18 protein-coding genes and 1 pseudogene are annotated in these 21,090 nt (G+C 46.2%); 2 read left to right on the plus strand and 17 right to left on the minus strand.

The features are described from left to right. Nucleotides 1–98: 98 nt before the first annotated feature. The 5 genes and pseudogenes from AB5618_RS05395 to AB5618_RS05415 form a co-directional block, all read right to left on the minus strand. Nucleotides 99–488 (minus strand): phasin family protein, encoded by a 390-nt coding sequence (locus AB5618_RS05395; RefSeq protein ID WP_148463236.1) that lies wholly within the window; start codon nucleotides 486–488, stop codon nucleotides 99–101. A 77-nt stretch (nucleotides 489–565) separates the two neighbouring features. Further along, nucleotides 566–946 carry a diacylglycerol kinase family protein gene (locus AB5618_RS05400; protein ID WP_368366565.1) on the minus strand — a complete coding sequence of 127 codons (381 nt, stop codon included), beginning with the start codon at nucleotides 944–946 and terminating at the stop codon, nucleotides 566–568. 154 nt (nucleotides 947–1,100) lie between these two features. Further along, nucleotides 1,101–1,643: a Uma2 family endonuclease gene (locus AB5618_RS05405; RefSeq protein WP_368366566.1), complete on the minus strand. Its 543-nt coding sequence runs from the start codon at nucleotides 1,641–1,643 to the stop codon at nucleotides 1,101–1,103. 108 nt (nucleotides 1,644–1,751) lie between these two features. Beyond that, nucleotides 1,752–3,419: an ASKHA domain-containing protein gene (locus AB5618_RS05410; protein ID WP_368366567.1), complete on the minus strand. Its 1,668-nt coding sequence runs from the start codon at nucleotides 3,417–3,419 to the stop codon at nucleotides 1,752–1,754. A 37-nt stretch (nucleotides 3,420–3,456) separates the two neighbouring features. Then, a pseudogene (locus AB5618_RS05415) lies at nucleotides 3,457–3,603 on the minus strand (DUF6783 domain-containing protein); the annotation flags it as partial. Between AB5618_RS05415 and AB5618_RS05420 the strand changes: the two are divergent. Both AB5618_RS05420 and AB5618_RS05425 read left to right on the plus strand, forming a co-directional pair. Continuing rightward, nucleotides 3,541–3,690, plus strand: a complete 150-nt coding sequence (locus tag AB5618_RS05420) for a DUF6783 domain-containing protein (protein ID WP_319017204.1) — start codon at nucleotides 3,541–3,543, stop codon at nucleotides 3,688–3,690. The pseudogene AB5618_RS05415 and the gene AB5618_RS05420 overlap by 63 nt on opposite strands. Nucleotides 3,691–3,862: 172 nt before the next feature. Continuing rightward, on the plus strand, nucleotides 3,863–4,264 hold the full coding sequence (locus AB5618_RS05425; RefSeq protein WP_368366568.1) for a helix-turn-helix domain-containing protein: 402 nt from the start codon (nucleotides 3,863–3,865) through the stop codon (nucleotides 4,262–4,264). Nucleotides 4,265–4,385: 121 nt separating this feature from the next. Here the strand turns inward: AB5618_RS05425 and leuS are convergent, their stop codons facing one another. The 12 genes from leuS to trpB all read right to left on the minus strand — a co-directional run bounded on the left by leuS (nucleotide 4,386) and on the right by trpB (nucleotide 21,046). Continuing rightward, nucleotides 4,386–6,788, minus strand: coding sequence for a leucine--tRNA ligase (gene leuS, locus AB5618_RS05430; RefSeq protein ID WP_173773489.1), 2,403 nt, complete (start codon nucleotides 6,786–6,788; stop codon nucleotides 4,386–4,388). 236 nt (nucleotides 6,789–7,024) lie between these two features. Then, the gene (locus AB5618_RS05435; protein ID WP_368366569.1) at nucleotides 7,025–8,209 is read right to left on the minus strand and encodes a S41 family peptidase; all 1,185 of its coding nucleotides are present in this window, start codon (nucleotides 8,207–8,209) and stop codon (nucleotides 7,025–7,027) included. A gap of 351 nt (nucleotides 8,210–8,560) precedes the next feature. After that, entirely contained in the window at nucleotides 8,561–9,469 is a 909-nt protein-coding gene (gene ftsX, locus AB5618_RS05440) for a permease-like cell division protein FtsX (protein WP_148463242.1), read from the minus strand. Further along, nucleotides 9,459–10,142: a cell division ATP-binding protein FtsE gene (gene ftsE / locus AB5618_RS05445; protein ID WP_118578359.1), complete on the minus strand. Its 684-nt coding sequence runs from the start codon at nucleotides 10,140–10,142 to the stop codon at nucleotides 9,459–9,461. The genes ftsX and ftsE overlap by 11 nt, the downstream gene beginning before the upstream one ends. A gap of 272 nt (nucleotides 10,143–10,414) precedes the next feature. Then, nucleotides 10,415–11,503, minus strand: coding sequence for a CdaR family transcriptional regulator (locus tag AB5618_RS05450; protein WP_173716296.1), 1,089 nt, complete (start codon nucleotides 11,501–11,503; stop codon nucleotides 10,415–10,417). A gap of 388 nt (nucleotides 11,504–11,891) precedes the next feature. Continuing rightward, on the minus strand, nucleotides 11,892–12,761 hold the full coding sequence (locus tag AB5618_RS05455) for a YitT family protein (RefSeq protein ID WP_148463244.1): 870 nt from the start codon (nucleotides 12,759–12,761) through the stop codon (nucleotides 11,892–11,894). 25 nt (nucleotides 12,762–12,786) lie between these two features. Next, nucleotides 12,787–14,697 carry a nitric oxide reductase activation protein gene (locus AB5618_RS05460; protein WP_243271328.1) on the minus strand — a complete coding sequence of 637 codons (1,911 nt, stop codon included), beginning with the start codon at nucleotides 14,695–14,697 and terminating at the stop codon, nucleotides 12,787–12,789. Then, nucleotides 14,684–15,607 (minus strand): AAA family ATPase, encoded by a 924-nt coding sequence (locus tag AB5618_RS05465; protein WP_148463245.1) that lies wholly within the window; start codon nucleotides 15,605–15,607, stop codon nucleotides 14,684–14,686. Before AB5618_RS05465 ends, AB5618_RS05460 begins: the two co-directional genes overlap by 14 nt. 68 nt (nucleotides 15,608–15,675) lie before the next feature. Further along, nucleotides 15,676–17,790: a glutamine synthetase III gene (locus AB5618_RS05470; RefSeq protein WP_368366570.1), complete on the minus strand. Its 2,115-nt coding sequence runs from the start codon at nucleotides 17,788–17,790 to the stop codon at nucleotides 15,676–15,678. Nucleotides 17,791–17,989: 199 nt separating this feature from the next. Next, nucleotides 17,990–18,889, minus strand: a complete 900-nt coding sequence (locus AB5618_RS05475) for a diacylglycerol kinase family protein (RefSeq protein ID WP_334285775.1) — start codon at nucleotides 18,887–18,889, stop codon at nucleotides 17,990–17,992. A 200-nt stretch (nucleotides 18,890–19,089) separates the two neighbouring features. Then, nucleotides 19,090–19,869 (minus strand): tryptophan synthase subunit alpha, encoded by a 780-nt coding sequence (gene trpA, locus AB5618_RS05480; protein WP_368366571.1) that lies wholly within the window; start codon nucleotides 19,867–19,869, stop codon nucleotides 19,090–19,092. Beyond that, nucleotides 19,862–21,046 (minus strand): tryptophan synthase subunit beta, encoded by a 1,185-nt coding sequence (gene trpB, locus AB5618_RS05485; protein ID WP_368366572.1) that lies wholly within the window; start codon nucleotides 21,044–21,046, stop codon nucleotides 19,862–19,864. Before trpB ends, trpA begins: the two co-directional genes overlap by 8 nt. Nucleotides 21,047–21,090 lie beyond the last annotated feature (44 nt).

Below are 21,090 nucleotides of genomic sequence, written 5' to 3' on the forward strand. Positions count from 1 at the left end.
CATAAATTTCTTTATTTCGTTCTGCAATGCCGTTCAGGATTTCCTGCTGCACTTCTTAAACAAGGCAATACTATTTCTTTTTCGGAAAATGTTATTGCTTATTCCTGAGGGTCGTCCTCGTATTCTTCTTTGGCTTCCTCCACTTCTTCTGCCTCTTCCTCTTCTTCGGCAGTTTCCTCTGCGTCTACGTCTTTCGCCTGCATCTTGCTGATCTGCTCTTTCAGGGCAGCCAGCTGATCCGGAGTCATTTTGCCAAGGACTTCCTTCAGCTCGTCCGGGTTGGACGGCTTCAGGGTTACGTTTACGTTCTTCTTCACGCTCTCTTTGATATTGTGCTTCAGTTCCTGATTGAGGACCTTGCCCTGTTCTACGGTGAGCTCACCTTTCTTTACCAGTTCATCCAGAACTTCTTTGGATTTCTCTGCGGTCACTGCTGCAGTGCCGATTCCTGCAAGTAATATTTTTTTGATGCCTTCTCCAAGTTCCATAGTGTGTGCTCCTTTCTTATTTACAGCTATATCTGCCAACTCCCTGTGGGATTTTCGTTTTCAGCAGATCGGACTTCTCATAAAAGTCCAAGAAATGCCAGCCCTTTAGGTACGAAAATGATCAGTCCGGCGATGGCTGCCATGATGGCGGCAATCAGGACGGCTCCAGCGGCAGTGTCCTTGGCGGTTTTCGCCAGAGGCTTGTGCTCGCTGGTTACCAGGTCTACCACGGATTCTACGGCGGTGTTCACCAGCTCCAGTGCCATTACCAGTCCGAAAAGGCCAAAACAGATGCACCATTCCACTGGGGAAAGCTTCAGGATGATGCCTGCGATCACTACCAGGACTGCCATGGCACAGTGGATCTTCATGTTCCGTTCCTTGCGGATGCAGGTGAAAATTCCTTCAAATGCGTATCCGAAACTTTTCGTAATTGGTGGTTTCTTTGGTGCTGTCATTTCGTACACTTCCTGTCTGTTGGTTTGGGGATAGTATAGCATATTTTGTGCTAAATTACTATAAATTTAGATATTTTTTACATTTTTCTCATTATTACTGTACGAATTTCAAAAAGGGCAAGCTGCAAAACAGGCCTGCCCTTACATACATTTTCTAAATATCCAGTTTACTAAAATCAATCATCAGGTTCTCATAAATTCCTGCTTTTACCGAATCCTGCAGTGTATATTGTTCTGCATCTCCTTTTTCAAAATTATATACAAATATCTGATTCTTAGCCGCATCTATGATCCAGTATTCTCTTACACCTGCTGTTCTGTATTTAAAAAGCTTCGTATAATAGTCCATTCGTTTACTTGCAGGAGAAACGATCTCAATAATCCAGTCTGGTGCACCATTGCAGCCTTGATCATCCAGTTTATCCGGGTCACAAATTACTGAAATGTCTGGCTCTACATAAGTACTAGTCGTGTCATCCAGATATACTGCAAATGGAGCAGCATAGACTTCGCATTTCCCCTTATGGGAACGGATGTACTCAAGAATTCTGGCTGACAGTTCCATGGATATTTTCTGGTGTGTTCTGTTAGGTGGTGCCATATAGTATATATGTCCATCAATAAGCTCCGCTCTCTCCCCTTCTGGAAGAGCATATATATCATCTATTGTATAAACTTTTTCTTCGAGTAATGGCATGTAATCACTCCTTTTCGATGATTTCTATTACTTCTAAGTATATCGAAAGAACTTCTTCAAATCAACCATTTGAAAATGAATTTTCATTGATATAAATCAAAAAGCAGTTTATAACTTTATATCTTTCTGTCGTTCTTTTAGTTTCTCCATAACCGTAGGATACCGCTTATAATCTGTATGGGGCAAAGCCTGGGCTGCTACCATTAGTTCCAGGAAATCCTCCACTTCGGCAAACTGAATATAAACCATTTCTTCCAGGATCTGGTCAATATCTGTGAGGAGACTTCGGTTTAAAAGAAGCTTCTGAGCTCCTTCCAGTGAGGAGTTTCCAGCGTTGATAATGTGGTCGCGGTCCATGTCGTGATACATGCCGATGGTGATGGCGGATTCTTTGGATACGTGTTTGCCAAAGGCTCCTGCCACGTAGAAGCGGTCTGCCTGGTTTAAGTCAAGACCGGATTCACGGAGCATGATCTCCACCATAGTGTGAGCGGCGGATTTGGTGCGGATAAATTCGTCGATGTCCTTCTGGTAGAAGTACAGACCGGGGGCATATTCCACACAGAACTGGTTGTCTCTCTCCTGGATAAGAGGGCTTTTTTCCGGGGAAAGCTTGCCACGGATGTCGATCCAGCCTTCCAGGAAAAGCTCTGCGATCAGGTCTATGATGCCGGAACCACAGATTCCCTGAGGCGGAGTTTCTCTCTTTCCATTACTGTCTTTGCATTTCTCATCTGATACATCTTCTGACAATAAATTTGTCATTTTTTCAGTGTTAGATTGTACTGAATCTGTGATATTTTTCTGGTTTTTTCTCTCTCCATGCATAACTTCAAAGCATTCTGCCTGTTTTCCAATTACATGCACAAAGATGTTTCCATCCCTTATCTTCACTTCATCTACTGCCCCTACGTCTGCCCGCATTCCAGTGCGCACCACGCCTCCCTCCAGCGCTGGTCCTGCTGCGCCTGCGCCGCAGAGAAGAAATTCTTTATTTCCGATCACCAGCTCGCCGTTGGTTCCGATATCGAAGAAAACACTGATCTCGTTTTTCTTGTATAATTCAGTGTCAATCATGCCACTGATAATATCGCCGCCAAGGTAGTTTGACTTGGCAGGATAACAATAAACGTAGCCTTTCAGCGGAATGTCCAGATCGCGCGCCAGCTGGAAGCCGGGGCAGTCGGCATGGACTGCGTGTGGGGTGTAAAAGACGCAGAAAGCGTCCATTCCCAGAAGGAAGTGAATCATGGTGGTGTTGCCTGCGATTACCATGGAGAACGCGGAGTGGCTTGCATCCAGCTTATCCATACATTCACAAATGGATTCCACCGTAGCCCGCCGCACTTCTTCCAGCTTTTCCCTATTATCTTTACAGTAAAAAATCCTGGACAGAATATCTGTCCCCCACTGGATCTGCTTATTGAAGCAGCTGACCTCTTTCAAAATCTCTCCACTGTTGCAGTCCAGAAGTCTCGCGACCACAGTGGTACTTCCCAGATCCACCGCCAGCCCATAATGCTGCGCGGTGGTATCTCCTTCCTCAATCTCCACCATTTCCCAGTTTTCCCCATTCCAAGCAAGGGAAACCGTTATTTTCCACTTTGCGTTGTCCAGCAAGGGGTATAACTTCCGCAAAATATGGACAGGTATATGAACTCGCTCTTCCACACCTGCTGCCGCCAGGCTATCCAGGATCCGCTGCTGATCTGAGCGGGGATCGTCTTCGGTTGGGAGGGGGAGTTCGAGATATATTTTTCGGCTGAGTCCGTTCATCGTTTTTCAGCTCCTTATTTTTTACTCATTTTTCAACCTATGAAGAATTTATGATTATTTTAACCGCAGGTATTTTACTTGTTTCTATTCCAGAGCATGTTTGAAAAAGGCTTTCTGCAAGATGTGCGTCACAATTTGTGGGAGATTTTGCCCGGATGAGGGCGCCGTAGCGGGCTACGGCAACCGAATTCGGACAAAATATACCGCAAAGTGGGGCGTGCAGATTGCAGGAATGCTTTTTCAAACAGGCTCTGGAATTCGCCATACATAAGAAATAGCCGTCCTAACCCTGGAAAAGTTGCGGAACGGCTATCTCAATAGTCAACACCCAATATAACAGGATCAGGTAGAGAGCATCTACCTTCCAACTGTTCTGGTGAGTATATTATATCTATTCTATATGATTTTGTCAATCAATAATAGAAAATGGAGGGATTTTTATCATGACTTTTGGAAAAAGACTTATGCAGCTGCGTAAAGAACATGGTTATCGCAATCGCGACACTTTCGCGGCTGAGCTTGGCATTCCTGCCAACACTTTGCGCAATTACGAAATGGACATTCGGGAACCTGGCTTTCCATTTCTTATAAAGATATCGCAGTTTTTTCACGTCTCTACCGATTACCTGTTAGGATTAACAGAAGAAAGAGCGACTACAGCTGTCGATGTTCAATCCCTCGCCGAACAGCAGCTTATCGAAAAATATCGTCTTCTCGACTGCACTGGAAAAGAACTTGTAGATTACACAATTGCCATTGAATTAAAGCGAACCACCTTATTGGAAAATCAAAAAAATCGTATTCTCCATTATGAGCAGACATTTAATTCCTTAAAGCAGTCATAATCGTTTTATGCATTTTCTATATACTTCTATAACCAACAGTGGACTATCTCTGCATTTTCTCTGGCTACGTCAAAACTCCCCGCCAGCTTCCTGACAGGGAGTTTCTCTATTCCAGTAATCTTTATTTCGCAACAAAGTTTACAATCTTATTCGGTACATAAATCTCTTTTACAAGGGTCTTTCCTTCCAAGAAGGAAGCAACTCTCTCGTCCTTCTTAGCCAGCTCAAGAGCTTCCTCTTTCGCGCAGCCGTTGGGGATTACGATGGTTCCACGGACTTTTCCGTTGACCTGGACACCAATCTCTACGGATGCTTCTACAGTCTTGCTCTCCTCGTACTCCGGCCACTGGGAAAGGGAAAGTAAGCCTTCTCCGCCGATGGTCTCCCAGATTTCCTCGCAAAGATGAGGTGCAAACGGGCAAAGGAGCTTGATGAAGATTACAAGGTCATTCTTGCTGATCTTGCCAACTGCATAAATCTCATTGATCAGAGTCATCAGGCAGGCAATTGCAGTGTTGAATTTCATAGCCTCAATATCGGAGGATACCTTCTTGATTGCCTTATGGATCTTAACCTCCATATCCTTGGCTGCCGGCTCCTCTGTCATAATATCGGTCAGTCCTGCAACTCTCTCAAGGAAACGCTTGCAGCCTCTTACGGAGCTGTCGTTCCACGGAGCAGCTGCGCCGTAGTCACCCATGAAGAGAACGTAAGTACGAAGTGCATCTGCACCATACTCATTTACAATGTCAAGCGGGTCAACAACGTTGCCCTTGGATTTACTCATCTTGTCACCGTCTGAGCCAAGGATCATACCCTGTGCAGAACGTTTCGCATATGGCTCCGGAGTATTGACAATTCCCATGTCATACAGGAAATGATGCCAGAATCTGGAGTAGATCATATGTCTGGTTACATGCTCCATACCGCCGTTGTACCAGTCAACCGGCATCCAGTATTCCATCTTCTTGCGGTCTGCAAGAGCTTCTGTATTGTGTGGATCCACATAACGAAGGAAATACCAGGAAGATCCAGCCCACTGTGGCATGGTATCAGTCTCTCTCTTGGCATCGCCGCCGCATTTCGGGCATTTGCAGTTTACGAAGGAATCGATCTTTGCAAGTGGAGACTGTCCGTCCTCACCTGGCTGGAAATCCTTGATCTTCGGCAGACGAAGCGGAAGCTCCTCATATGGAACCGCTACGTCACCGCACTTCGGACAATGAACAATCGGGATTGGCTCGCCCCAGTATCTCTGACGGTTGAATGCCCAGTCTTTCATCTTATACTGAACACCAGCTTTACCAATGCCCTTCTTCTCAAGCTCTTCCAGCATGCGCTTGATGGAATCCTTCTTATTTGTATAGCCATTCAGGAAATCGGAGTTGATCATCTCGCCGTCACCTGTGTAGGCTTCTTTCTCAATATCACCGCCCTTGATAACCTGGATAATGTCAATACCAAATTTCTTGGCGAAATCATAGTCTCTCTGGTCATGTGCCGGTACCGCCATGATCGCGCCGGTACCATATCCCATCATTACATAGTCTGCAATGTAGATCGGGATCTTCTTGCCATTTACAGGATTTACGCCTTCAAGTCCCTGGATGCATACACCTGTTTTCTCTTTTACAAGCTGGGTTCTCTCGAACTCAGTCTTCTTCGCACACTCTTCACGGTAAGCCTTGATCGCATCCATGTTTGTGATGCGGTCAGCATACTTGTCGATCAGCGGATGCTCCGGTGCGATAACCATGAAGGTTACACCGAACAGGGTATCTGGTCTGGTGGTGTAAATCTGCAGGGTCTCATCAATTCCGTCAACTGAGAAGTTTACGAAAGCACCTGTGGATTTACCGATCCAGTTTACCTGCTGCTGCTTGATGTTCGCCGGATAGTCCACATCCTCCAGTCCCTCAAGAAGCTTGTCTGCATACTGGGTGATTCTTAAATACCAGACATCCTTGGACTTCTGGATAACGTCGCTGTGGCAGATATCGCATTTGCCGCCCTGACTATCCTCATTGGAAAGAACAACCTTACAGGATGGGCAATAGTTAACTAATGTCTTATCACGGAAAACAAGTCCGTTCTCAAACATTTTCAGGAAAATCCACTGGGTCCATTTATAGAAATCTTCCTGCGTGGTATCGATCACACGGCTCCAGTCAAAGGAGAATCCAACACTCTTCAGCTGATTGGTGAATTTCGCAATGTTCTGGTCTGTGATCTCACGAGGATGTGTATTCGTCTTAATCGCATAATTCTCAGTAGGAAGTCCGAATGCATCGAATCCGATGGGGAACAGTACATTGTATCCCTGCATTCTTCTCTTTCTGGAAAGTACCTCGATACTGGAATATGCCTTAATATGTCCGACGTGCATTCCCGCACCACTTGGGTATGGGAACTCTACAAGGCCGTAGAATTTCGGTTTATCACTTCCGTCAACAGCTTTAAATGCCTGCTGCTCTTCCCACTTTTTCTGCCATTTCGGCTCGATTTTCTTAAAATTGTGTTTCATTGATGGTTCCTCCACATTTATTGTGCCTGTCATAACTGTTCAATTCCTTCACAGTTATTGCCTGTCATAACTGTTTAATACCTTCACAGCTATTGCCTGTCATAACTGTTTAATACTTCCACAGCTATTGCCTGTCAACAAAATAACCGTCAGATGATCTGCCTGTTTATCGCGCAGATCAGGCGCGTTATTTTGCAAAAATCCTTTTACCATTCTAATCCAACATAGTGGTTTTGTCAACGAGAAACCGCCTCTATTGCGGCCTGAAGCTGATTATCCTCGTCATGGGTATAATCCGTCCGGTTCAAAAGGCTGGCATCCAGTTTTACCTCCACATCCGGTGTGATTCCCACCTTGTGGATATCATTGCCCTTGGGGGTAAAATATTTCGCCGTAGTCAGCTTCACCGCACTTCCATCAGAGAGCTGGCAGATGCTCTGAACGATTCCCTTTCCATAAGTGGTGGTTCCCACAATCGTTCCAATCTCATAATCCTTCACAGCTCCGGCAAAAATCTCCGATGCACTGGCGCTGTTCTCATTTACCAGCACTGCCAGCGGAATGTCGATCGGGGTGTCTCCGTCACACTTCATCTCCTGTTTTTCCCCATATTTGTCCTCTGTATACACGATCAGTCCTTCGGGCAGAATCTGGCGCAGCACATCGCACACAGAAGAAAGCACCCCACCTGGATTGTCACGAAGATCCACGATCAGCTTCTCCATGCCTTTTGCCTGAAGATCTTTGTAAGCATCCTCAAACTGCTGGGGTGTCACCATGGTAAACTCTGTAATTCGCAAATACCCTATAGAATCCTCCAGCATTTCATAAGAAACAGTGGGCAGCTCCACATCGCTCAAAGTCACTGTTATTTCTTCCGGTTCATCTGCCTCCTGGTGATAAACGGTCAGAATAGAAGTACCGTCCTCCTTTTCCCGTATCATCTTTGAGACCTCAGCAGGCGTCATTTCCGTTACATCCGTTCCGTTCACAGCCGTGATCACATCATTCGCCTTCAGCCCGGCCTCATCTGCCGGACTGCCCTCATAACAATCCACCACCAGAATACCACCCTCCGTATTTTGGGTAATGCTCACGCCGATTCCAGAGTAAGAGCCCTCGGTGTCTCTCATCTCCTCCTCGTATTCTTCCTCCGTATAATATCTGGAATACGGATCCCCCAGCCCATAAAGAAGCCCGGTATAAATCCCCTCCTTCAGCGAATCCTCATCCACATCTTCCAGATAATTCTGATCTATAATATCTTCCAGATACTTAATCTTCTGGGTAACTGCCACATCCGACAGTACATTACTTCCCGCACGTCCCGCTTTCTGAAGCCCCACATATCCCCCGCCCAGCACCAGGGATACGCAAAGCACACCAGTTATGGCTCCCTTTAAAAATTGTTTATCTGCCATCTATATTTCTCCTTATTTTCGCTATACAAGTTCTATCCAACCAGCAGCATTTGGGCAACTGATATTCCTAAGCAAGTCATTTCAGGTGCGCCCTTAGCGCAGGTGAGATCCGATGGTTACGAAGACTTAGACGCGAGGGCTCTCCCGAGCGTCTTAGTCGCAGTTACCAGCTAGCTCGCCGGAGCGTTGCACCGACTTGCGTGGAATATCATTTGCCCAAATGCGTCCGCCCTGAATACCCTCTCTATCTCTTTATATAAAAGGACTGCCAGATCTCTCCAGCAGCCCCCATATCCTCTTCTCATATTCTGGCGGAATGCGAATAACCGCCCTTATTGTAAAACAGAACTCTCACACCTTCAAGTGTTTTCTTGTAGTAATAAAGCTTCCCACAAGACCAATTCCAATTCCCAGTGCCAGCGCCACCGGAACCAGTGTCTGGTAGATCTGTCCAACCGGAATGAAATCTACAACACCCAGAAGTACGCTGAACTTGGTATATACATAGGTTACCACATTATTGTAACAGAAATACAAAATGATCAGTGGAATTCCCGCACCGATCAGTCCCAGGATCATACCCTCCAGAAGAAACGGTGCACGTACAAAGCTATCAGTAGCACCAATATATTTCATAATTCCGATCTCGTCCTTACGAACTGTAATACCAACGGAAATAGTATTACTGATCAGGAAAATGGCGATCAGCAGCAGGATCACGATCACAGCCACAGATACATAGGAAACAATACGGTTGATAGAACCAAGAGTCTTGGCAGCCTGCTCAGACTGATTAACCTCTCGTACATTATCCAGTGTCTTGATATAGGCAACCAGCTCAGACTGTTTCTCAATGTTATTCATGTACACACGGTAGTTGGATGAATTTGCCAGCGGGTTATCATCCTTGAAACCGTCTGCTGCCTCAGAGTCATCACCGAAGTATTCCTGCTTCATCTTCTCCCAGGCTTCATCACCGGACTCAAACTCAATCTTGGAAACCTCCGGGCGCTGCCTGATCAGTTCTCCAACTGCATCCATCTGCTCCTGTGTGGTTCCTTCATTAAAAAGCACTGTGATCGGCACATCTTCCTCAACCTTATGCGCCAGCGTATTCACATTATTTACAATGGAAAAGAAAATTCCGAAAAGAAAAATACATGCTGCCATCGTAATAATAGAAGCAATGGAAAACATGAAATTTCTCTTGATATTCTTGATACCCTGCTTCAGAGTATACCAGATGGTACTAGGCCTCATAATATTCTCCCTCTTTCTCGTCGCTGATGATCACTCCATTATGCATGGTCAGTACACGCTTCTTCATGGAATTGACAATCTCTTTATTATGGGTTACTACCAGAACGGTGGTTCCACGCTGGTTGATCTCCTCAAGGAGCTTCATGATCTCCTCGGATGTCTTCGGGTCAAGATTACCAGTAGGCTCGTCTGCAAGAAGGATATCCGGGCGGTTTACAATTGCTCTGGCAAGAGCAACTCTCTGCTGCTCTCCACCTGACAGCTCGTCCGGGTACGCCTTGTATTTCCCTGCAAGTCCAACCTCCTGAAGTACCTCCGGAACTCTCTTGCGGATAACTCTGGTGGGACGGTTCACAACACGCTGTGCAAAAGCTACATTCTCATACACATCCCTGTCCTTCAGAAGACGGAAGTCCTGGAATACGACGCCAAGCTTACGGCGGTATTTGGCCACACGGCGGTGCTTCATTCCCTCAAGCTTCTCTCCGCTTACGATAATCGTACCGGATGTGGAATCCAGTTCCTTCAAAAGCAGTTTGATCAGCGTGGATTTACCGGAACCGCTATTTCCTACTATAAATACGAATTCACCTTTATCTACATGGAGATTGGCGTGATTCACTGCCGGCAGTCCCGGTCCATAGGACTTGCTCACATCTATCAGATCAATCATGATATCCTCCTAAATTTTTCATGTAAAAATTCAATTCAGCAGTTTGCTTAATTTTTATGTAACATTATTGTAATATATGTCTGGTAAAAATGCAACCTTATTTTTTGCAGTACCTTATTATACCAGAGAAAACCAAGAACGCAATAGATTTCACAAAGGAAACACAAAGCAGGTCCAGGAATGATTTTTCAAACAGGCTCTAGTCCAGCACAAAGATGAAAAATGCCTGCCACAAACAAATGCAGCAGGCGCAGAAATTACAAATATGAAACTTAATACTCCAGAGTCTCCATATACTTCATGTATCTTACAACCATCAGCGCGATCTTGAATGTGATCGCATCCTCGAATACACGAAGGTCAAGTCCGGTGCTCTTCTGGAGCTTGTCCAGACGATAAACCAGAGTATTACGGTGAATGTAAAGCTGTCTGGAGGTCTCGGATACATTCAGGCTGTTCTCAAAGAACTTGTCGATGGTAACCAGAGTCTCCTCGTCGAAATCATCCGGGGACTTGCCGCCGAAGATCTCCTTAATGAACATCTTGCACAGCGGGATCGGAAGCTGATAGATCAGACGGCCTATTCCAAGAGAGCTGTAAGCAATAACATCCTTCTCAGGTGAGAAAATCTTGCCTACATCAAGAGCCATTCTGGCTTCCTTGTAGGAACGGGAAACTTCCTTCAGCTCGCTTACGATAGTTCCGTATGCAATATGTGTAGTATTCTCTTTCTCAAGTCCTAAGGTATCAAGGATGGTCTGGGCAAGCTTGTCCATCTCCTCGTATCCTTCGTTCTCCTCAAGTTCCTTGACAATGATAATGCTCTTCTCATCAACAGCTGTGATAAAGTCCTTGCTCTTGCCGCCGAACAGACTCTTCACGCTCTCCATGGAGCTGTGCTCTCTCTCCTGCTCAAGCTCCAGGATCATAACCACCCGTCGAACATCAGCATCAATATGAAGCTTCTTCGCACGATTATAAATATCTACCAGAAGCAGGTTATCAAGAAGCAGGTTCTTAATGAAGCTGTCCTTGTCAAAACGCTCCTTATATGCAACGATCAGGCTCTGGATCTGGAAAGCGGCAAGCTTTCCTACCATATAAGTATCTTCATCTTCTCCGTGGGCGACCAGAATGTATTCCAGCTGGTAATCATCACAGACCTTGAAATACTGATAACCTTTCACAAGCTGGCTGGCAGCCTGGGATTCCACAAATGCCTGAATATCCTGTGGCTGAATCTCAAATTCACTGTAGGTGGACGCCAGTGTCTTGCCATCTGTGTCAATAATGCAAAACTCCGTCCTGGATATCTCCCTGAGCCCCTCAAGTGTATTCTGCAGTACCTGATTTGATATCATTACCCTTCCGTCCCTTCTTGTAAATTATAGGGCTACTGGTCTCACAGCTGTCAATGTATTCCAGGATAGTGAAAACATTGTCAAAGAGAGCAGTAACATTATATGTTCGCCGGTATACCCGGCATGAATCGCTGTCCATTAGTGCCAAAATTCGCGGTCTCAAATCTGTAATATTGCACAAAACCTCAGACAGTCTTAGGAAAATCTACTGATTCCAAAAATTCATGAACCTATTTTAATACAAAATCACCAAAAAAGGAAGAGGAAAGTAGAAAAAATTTACAAATTTCCAGCATATTTTTTTAACTTTTTCTATATCACTCCAATTTCAAGCCCTATTTTCCCCTTTTTTTGCGGTGCGCAAAAGGCTTTGGTAAAGTTTTCCTTTTTACTTACGTTCAATAAATCCCTCACCATGGACTTCACGCACGTCAGACACGATCACAAAAGCATCTGGGTCAATATGGTCCACCAGCTCTTTCAATGCCACGATCTCCTTGCGTCCCACAACGCAGTAAAGAAGCAGCTTGTCCTGGCCGGAGTACATTCCCTTTCCGTGGATTCCGGTCACGCCGCGATCCAGTTTGTCCATAATTTCTCTGGAAATCTCGTCAGGCTTGCTGGTAATGATATACGCCTGTTTGGAAAATTTCAAACCTTCGATCATGCTGTCAGATACCTTTGTCACAAGGTAAACGGCGATGATGGCATAAAGTGCTTTCTGCACACCGAACACATACATACCTACAAGTACAATGGCTCCGTCAATAAACTGCATAATCTGGGCAATGGAGTAATGGCGGAGCTTCCGCTGAAGCAGTGCCGCCATCATGTCTGTGCCCCCGGTAGTTCCTCTTCCAAGAAACACAAGTCCGATTCCAATTCCCTGGATCACACCACCATAAACGGCTGCCAGCAAAAGATCATTTCCTGCAATGTCAAATGCCGGAAGAACCGCCAGCCAGAATGACAGGCAGATTTCTCCCACCAGTGCCCTTTTCACAAACTGGAATCCACTAAGCTTCATTCCAATCAGAAACAGCGGGATATTCAGACTTAAGTTCGTGATCCACAGTGGGATGCCTCCCGGCACGACTCCCTCTGTCCACTCTTTTACCAGGATCGCAATACCGGAAAAGCCTCCGGTTACCATACCGGACATATCGAAAACACTGTTTATGGCAGTTGCCATAAGGGCTGTACCAACAATGATCATCAGATAATCCAGGAAGGCAGCTTTTTTGTTATTTTGAAACATGGCGTTACCTCCGTATTCTGCTTTCTTATTCATCATCCTCCAATTGCTTTGTAAGATATCTTCCAACGATTTTGGAAAATCCGGTAATATTCCGGATATATGCAAAATCCTTTCCAAAAATCTTCTTCTCCGTCGCCAGATCTTTCTCTTCCCCGGCGAAAACACCCAGCACGCTCACTCCCTGGCTGCGCAGCTTACGGATCTGGGCTGCAGTGTCGGTAATTGCATACTTCCCATGATACGGTGCCGGATTCTTCGCATTGGGACGATTGACAATAACATCGTAAGGACGTCCATCACTGAGAATGATCAGAATCTTTTTCTCTTCCTCCCGGTTCAGAAGGCCGTATCCTGCTGCCCGGATGGCAAGTCCGTCACGGTTGTTGGATGATGTTACATAGTTAAATATATTTTCATTTGCACTTCTTTGGTCGTCATATTCTCTGAAGCGGTGGAGAATGGTATAGTCCCAGAAGGTGCAGTAGCTCATCACTCTGTGGGGCAGCTCTGCATTGCTAAGTGCCTCGCTGATAATGTAGGCCTGCAGCGCTACCTCGCCCTGGCGGCTCATCTGGGAACCACTGGCATCGATCAGCACATCCACCACAAAATCAGAAGAATCCCCCTTCAATTCCCGCCTAAAAACCTGTGCATCACTGCTTCTTCCAAGCCGCCACAGCCTTGATGGAACAATCATTCCTCTGTCTGAAAGAATCTCCTGATTTTCACTTTTGATGACCAGTGACTTTTTCAGCATTTCTGTGAGAAGGGCGATATTCCGCTTCACAATGCGGTGTTTGTCATGATAAAGCCAGATATTCTTATTTTTCAACCTTTTTGCATATTCATACTGGTAATTTCGTTTTACCGGACTTTTCAGAATTCCCTCAGTAAAATACAGGCTGCAGTCGCTGTGAATGTCACGGCACATCAGCTGGTTCATCCGCTTCTCTTCCAGCTCGCTCAGATAAGTTTTTCCAAAATTCAGTTCCACATAGGTGTGGGCTTTTTCCAAAGCCTCCGGAGGCAGAACTGTAATTTTCTGTTTCGATTGCCGTTCCTCTTCCATCTCCCGGGTGACATCCGCATTCTCCATACCCGCCACATTGGAGGTAAGCTGCTCCATATAGCTTTCCAATGCATCCTCATACATTTCTTCGGAAAGATAGTCGTGCCAGTCAAACTCCGTCAGATCTTCCATAGTGACAGCAAGCACCTGCTCAAGGGTTGCCTTTTGGGAAAAGTCGGGGTCAGCGACTTCATTGTATACTGTGTCTATGATGCGGATTAAAGACATTGTATCCGTAGTCTCTGCTGCGCTGGAAATCAAGTCAATATAGTGATGGATTCCTTTGTATTTTCTATCTTTTTGTTCTTTTTCCGTTATATTTGTTATAGTTTTGTTTGATGCATCCGCATTTTCCCCTCTGTCAATCCGCCTTCTCAGCAGATTCACTCTCAGATAGCCCAGCTTATCTGCTGCCGACGGCATAGTCTCATATTCCTGATCCAGTATGTCCTCGCAGGCTTTCCTCTGCATCTCCCAGATTCCCGGACGCTGCTCACAGATCCGGTCTCCAATGGCTTCCTCAATGCAAAGCTGGGAGACAAAGGTAAGGGCTGCCTCATCTGCCCCCATAAAAATCTTCTTAACCAGATACATTCCAAGAAAGTCTTTATCGAAAAACTTTGCCAATGCCCCCTGCTTGATTCCATCATAAAGCGCAATATCCTTCGACCTGCGAAACAGGGAAATATCCGGCTTCATCTGCTGGGTGTAATCCCCACTGATGGTCCACAGCAGATTTCGAATACGATTTTCCAGTTCTAGCTGATAATCCTGAAGGCTCAGTTCTTCACTGTCAGCCCGGCTTTCCTCTGCATCTTCCAGATCAACTAATTTCGGTGAAAGCCCTTCTCCTTTATCGTGCTTCATAAACATCTTCCCGTGTCCAGCTCTGTGGAATTCTGGTTCGCACCACATCCTCCACGATTTCCTTCTCAAACACATCAAATGTTTTATTCACAATGCCCATGCGTACCGCCTGCCATGGGGAAAGCCCGGTACGCACGATCTTCATGGCAGCAAGCAGGCCGCGAAGATCCAGTGGCTTTGTGGAAATCTCACTGTTCATGGATTTCTGCTGCAGATCCAGAAATACTCCCATAAACTGCTCCACAGCCTCTTTCTTTGCATCAGGGAACATCCTGTTGAAAATAAAACCAAGCGTTTCCTCATTCTGCGCCGGCATGTCGATTACCAGAAAACGGGAAACCAGAGCCTCATTCAGCTCCTTGGTTCCGGCATACCCGTAATTCATGGTTCCAATAAATCTTGCCGCCGGGTGAAGGTCTATTTTGTCATATCCTGGCACATCAATAGACCGGCGGTAATCCAATGTGGCGTGAAGTACAGAAACCGCATCATTCTTCGCCATATTGATCTCATCCAGAATACCGAATCCGCCTTCCTCAGCACACTGGTAAATGCTTCCCTTACGCAGCTTCACCTGATTATCCACGAAAGTATCTGTTCCAATCAGGTCACCGCTGTTTGTATTCACATGGAAGGACACGTTATACACCGGTCTCCCGAAAATATATGCCAGATTCTCTGCCAGCACATTCTTTCCCGTAGCCTTCGGTCCTGCCAGAAGCAGATTCTCCTGCTCCAGCACCGCTGCCATGGCCATCTCCAATGTTTCCTTCCCATAAAATGGCAGCGCCGGTTTTATCCGTCTGTGCTTCGCTTCCTCTGAAACACCATATTCCTGTCGAAACTCTTCCGCCGCCTTAATAAGCGCCGCACTGACGCCTTGTTCCTCTAAAAAATCAAATTCACTCATCTTTTTCCTGCTTTCACTTTACCTCTTTAATAGAAAAGAGGACTGCGGCTGCAGTCCTCCTGATCACTTTACGGCTCAAACACCAGATCTCCATAAGATGGCATCGGCCACATATCTTTATCCACTAACATTTCCAGTTCGTCAACCGGCTCTCTTAATTTCTCCATTGCCGGAACCAGTTTCTCTCTGCAGAACACAGCCCTGTCACGTCCTTCCGGATGCGTCTCGATCTGATCTACCAGCTTGCTCAGCTTATTCATGGTACTGTTCACTTCTTTCAGAAGCTTGCTTGCTTTCTTCAGAAGATCCATCTGAACGCTCACGTCAATTGGTCCAACTGCCTTCACCTGATTGATGGACTCTGCCAGTACAGTTGTATACTTGATGACTGCCGGAATGATCTGCTTGGTTGCCATGTCCACCATGGTTTTCGCTTCGATGTTAATTGCTTTCGCATAAATCTCATACTGGATCTCCGCTCTGGACTCCAGCTCAGTCTTTGTAAATACTCCAAATTCTCCAAACAGTTCTACAGCCTTATCTGTAGTAAGTGCCGGAATGGCATCTACCATAGATGGCAGAACAGGAAGTCCGCGACGGCGTGCCTCTTTTTCCCATTCAGGAGCATAGCCATTGCCGTTAAATACGATTCTCTGATGCTGGGTAGCATATTCCTTGATCAGATCATGGACTGCCAGATCAAAGTCTTCTGCGCTCTCCAGAACATCGCAGGCTTCCTTAAACGCCTCAGCAGTAATGGTATTCAGCACCACATTGCATGCGGAAATGGAATCCTTGGAACCAACCATACGAAACTCGAATTTATTGCCGGTAAAAGCAAAGGGTGAAGTACGGTTACGGTCTGTAGCATCCTTCATGAAATCCGGAAGCGTCTTAACGCCTGTATCCATTTTCTCCCCTGTCTTACTTCTTGTAGCAGTACCAGTGCTGATCAGCTGCTCCAGCACATCCTCAAGCTGCTCTCCAAGGAAAACCGAAATAACAGCTGGCGGAGCCTCATGACCGCCAAGGCGCTGGTCATTTCCAACATCTGCTGCGGACTCACGAAGAAGATCTGCATGCTTGTCAACGGCTTTCAGGATACAGGTCAGAACCAGAAGGAACTGAATGTTCTCATGTGGTGTCTTCCCCGGCTCCAGAAGATTAATTCCGTCATCAGTAGTCAGGGACCAGTTATTGTGCTTACCGGAACCATTCAAGCCTGCAAAAGGTTTCTCGTGAAGCAGACAGCGCATGCCGTGACGGCTTGCCACCTTTTTCAGGATACGCATCATGATCTGGTTGTGATCTGCTGCAATATTAACAGGTGCATAGATCGGCGCAAGCTCATGCTGTGCCGGTGCAACCTCATTGTGCTGGGTCTTGGCTGTAACTCCCAGCTTCCAGCACTCTTCATTTACTTCTTTCATATATGCGGAAACTCTCTGACGGATGGTTCCGAAATAATGGTCATCCATCTCCTGTCCTTTCGGAGGCATGGCTCCGAAAAGAGTGCGTCCGGTGTAAATCAGATCCTTTCTCTGCATATATTTCTCTTTATCAACAAGGAAATACTCCTGCTCTGCACCAACAGATGGTGTCACTCGCCTGGAGGTCGTATTTCCGAAAAGTCTGAGAAGTCTTAACGCCTGTGTATTGATGGCTTCCATAGAACGAAGAAGCGGTGTCTTCTGATCCAGCGCTTCTCCTGTATAGGAACAGAAAGCGGTAGGAATGCATAAGGTTCCACCTGCTGCATCATGTCTTACAAAAGCCGGTGAGGTACAATCCCATGTTGTATAGCCTCTTGCCTCAAAGGTGGCACGAAGACCGCCAGATGGAAAAGAAGACGCATCCGGCTCTCCCTTGATCAGCTCTTTACCGGAAAAGCTCTGAAGGACTTTTCCATTCTCCATAGGTGCGGTGATAAATGCATCGTGCTTCTCTGCAGTTACGCCTGTAAGGGGCTGAAACCAGTGACTATAATGAGTGGCACCCTTCTCGATGGCCCATTCCTTCATCTCGTGGGCAACCACATCTGCAACCTCCATGGAAAGCTCCTTGCCCTCTTCAATGGTTTTCTTCAGCTCTTTATAAACCTTCTTCGGCAGACGGTCCTGCATGACGGAATCATTGAATACATCACATCCGAATAATTCCTTCACATTAACATAATCTCCCATTGTTCCTCTCCTCTCGTTCATCTCGCTGCTTATTTTCCCAGGCTGCCATTTATCTGCGGTACCTTCTCTCCATAAACAACGATTCATCACACATTACTGGTTCTTATTTTTTCACATGTAAGCACTCAATGCTTTCACAGATGCAAGGCAAAAAACGCGCAAAAATTCTCTCTGGTGATACCAGCCGGTCTCACCCTGTTTACTTGTCGCTCTTCAAGCAAAGGTTCAGTGCCTGCTGCAGGTTCTCAATCTCTACCAGCCTTGGGCTTCCGCCGTATTCTCCGTCCAGCGTCCATGCTACTTCTTCCTCTGCTTCAACTGTAAGCTTCCGGGCCTTGAAAGAATAGATCAGGTCAGAATTATCCTCCATGTTGAGAAGATTCCGGACAATCTCCTGCATTTCCAGCGGGTTCTTAGGCTGTACGATCAAAGTGACCTCAAAAAGGCCGTCGTTCATATCCACATCCTTGGTCAGGTTCTTAAATCCGCCCACAGATCTGGAATTGGTGACCATGCCGTAGATAAAATTATCTTCGATCACACCATTCTCTGTTGTCACTTTCATATGGTAAGCCTTGATATCCAGAAGTCTCTTGGCACCTTCCAGGACATAAGCAAGATGGCCCAGAATGTTCTTCAGATCCTGACTTGTCTCATAAGACACATCTGTAAAAAGACCAAAAGCAGCTACATAGGCAAAAGTCTGGCTGTTAAATCTGCCTACGTCGCATCTGTAAATCTCTTCCTTCATGATCATAGATGCCGCATCCAGCATATTCTTCGGCATAAAAAGGCTGTTGGCAAAGTCGTTGGTGCTTCCTGCCGGTATGTATCCGACCGGAACCTTGCTTCCCACCTCGGTAATTCCTGTAACCACTTCATCCAGCGTGCCGTCACCGCCGCTGCAGACGATCAGATCCACCTTGTCTGCATATTTCTTCACCTGTTCATAGGCATCCTTCGGGGCCTGAGTTGCGCGGATGATCACCTCATAACCGCCTTTATTAAAGATATCTACTATATCCATCAGAGATGTCTTGATCTTGCCCTTCCCTGCTTTGGGATTAAAAATAAATACCAGTTTTTTCTCCAACTTCATTCCTCTTTTTCATTACCATTTATTTTACACATAAAATTAATTCACATATGATACTATAAAAAAAAGAGGGCAAAATGTCAACGCTTTTGCCCTCTTTTATAGTCTTTTTAGAATTATAACAAGCTAAATTTTTTTGGTCTGTTCTGCTTATTTTTGGAAAAACTGAAGCATTTCTTTTCCATTTTTTATATTCTGCCTGCTTAAGCCTCACGCACAGCGTCCTTCATGGACTTTACATAGTCCTTTACATATGGGACGCAGTTTTCTCCATGTGCGGCACAAATTTTCACAATGGCGGAGCCTACAATCGCACCGTCGGACTGGGCAGCCATTTTCTTTGCCTGCTCCGGGGTGGAGATGCCGAAGCCCACTGCACATGGAATGTCCTTTGCAGCTTTTACCAGCTTCACCATCGCTCCGATATCAGTGGTGATCCGGGTTCTGGTTCCGGTTACGCCAAGGGAGGAAACGCAGTATACGAAGCCATTTGCCTCTTTTGCAATCCGGGTGATCCGGTCGTGGGATGTGGGGGCGATCAGGGAAATCAGCTCCAGACCATACTGTTTGCAGACCACATCGAACTCCTCTTTTTCCTCAAAAGGTACATCAGGAAGAATCAGTCCATCCATTCCAATTTCTGCTGCTTTCCTGATGAAACGCTCTGTTCCATAGGAAAAAACAACGTTTGCGTAAGTCATAAATACCATTGGGATACTGGTTTTTTTACGGATTTTTACCACCATGTCAAAGATCTTGTCTGTGGTTACTCCGCCGCTCAGTGCACGCACATTGGCTTCCTGGATCACAGGACCCTCTGCTGTCGGGTCGGAAAACGAGATTCCAAGCTCAATAAGGTCTGCGCCTGCTTCCTCCATTGCATAGACAAGCTGCTCAGTGATCTCCAGAGATGGATCTCCGCAGGTGATAAATGGGATAAATGCTTTTCCTTTTGCAAATGCTTCTGAAATTCGGTTACTCATGGATATCCTCCCCTCTGTATCTTGCGATTGCTGCACAGTCTTTGTCGCCTCGGCCGGAAATAGTGATGACTACGCACTGATCCTTGCCCATCTGGGGCACGATTTTTTTTGCATAGGCAACAGCGTGGGCACTTTCAATGGCAGGAATGATTCCTTCTGTTTTGGAAAGATATTCAAAGGCTTCTACTGCTTCTTCATCTGTTACAGGTACATACTGGGCACGGCCAGTGTCGTAAAGGTGGGCATGCTCCGGTCCGATTCCCGGATAATCCAGTCCTGCGGAAATAGAGTAAACCGGCGCGATCTGTCCGTACTCGTCCTGGCAGAAATAGGATTTCATTCCATGGAAGATTCCAAGTCTGCCAGTGGCAATGGTGGCTGCGGTCTCTGCAGTATTTACGCCGCGGCCTGCTGCCTCGCAGCCGATCAGCTGTACATCTTTGTCTTCAATAAAGTGGTAAAAGGTTCCGATGGCATTGGAGCCGCCGCCTACACAGGCAAGGACTGCATCTGGAAGCCTGCCTTCTTTTTCCAGCATCTGTTCTTTGATTTCTTTGGAGATAACTGCCTGGAAATCGCGGACAATGGTTGGGAAAGGGTGAGGGTCCATAACGGAGCCCAGTACATAATGGGTATCTGCTATACGGTTGGTCCATTCACGCATGGTCTCGGATACGGCATCTTTCAGGGTGGCAGTTCCGGAGGTTACAGGATGAACTTTTGCTCCAAGGAGACGCATCTTATATACATTTAATGCCTGGCGCTCGGTATCTTCTTTTCCCATGAATACCTCGCATTCCATTCCCATAAGGGCTGCTGCTGTGGCTGTGGCTACACCGTGCTGTCCGGCTCCGGTTTCCGCGATAACACGGGTTTTGCCCATTTTTTTTGCAAGAAGCACCTGACCTAAGACGTTGTTGATCTTGTGGGCGCCGGTGTGGTTTAAGTCTTCTCTTTTTAAATAAACCTTTGCGCCGCCAAGGTCTTCGGTCATGTGAGCTGCGTAGTAGAGGCGGGATGGTCTTCCTGCGTATTCATTTAAAAGTTCTGTAAGCTCCCGGTTGAATTCCGGATCGTCTTTATAGTGGTTGTAGGCTTCTTCCAGTTCGATCACCGCGTTCATCAGGGTTTCGGGGATATACTGGCCGCCGTGGATTCCAAATCTTCCGTTTGACATAGCGTTGTTTCCTTTCGTTTCGCTGTTTTGTATATGAATTACTT

This window comes from Ruminococcus sp. J1101004sp1_RTP21198st1_B9_RTP21198_201120, from assembly GCF_040924245.1.
Classification (GTDB): Bacteria; Bacillota; Clostridia; order Lachnospirales; family Lachnospiraceae; genus Blautia_A; species Blautia_A faecis.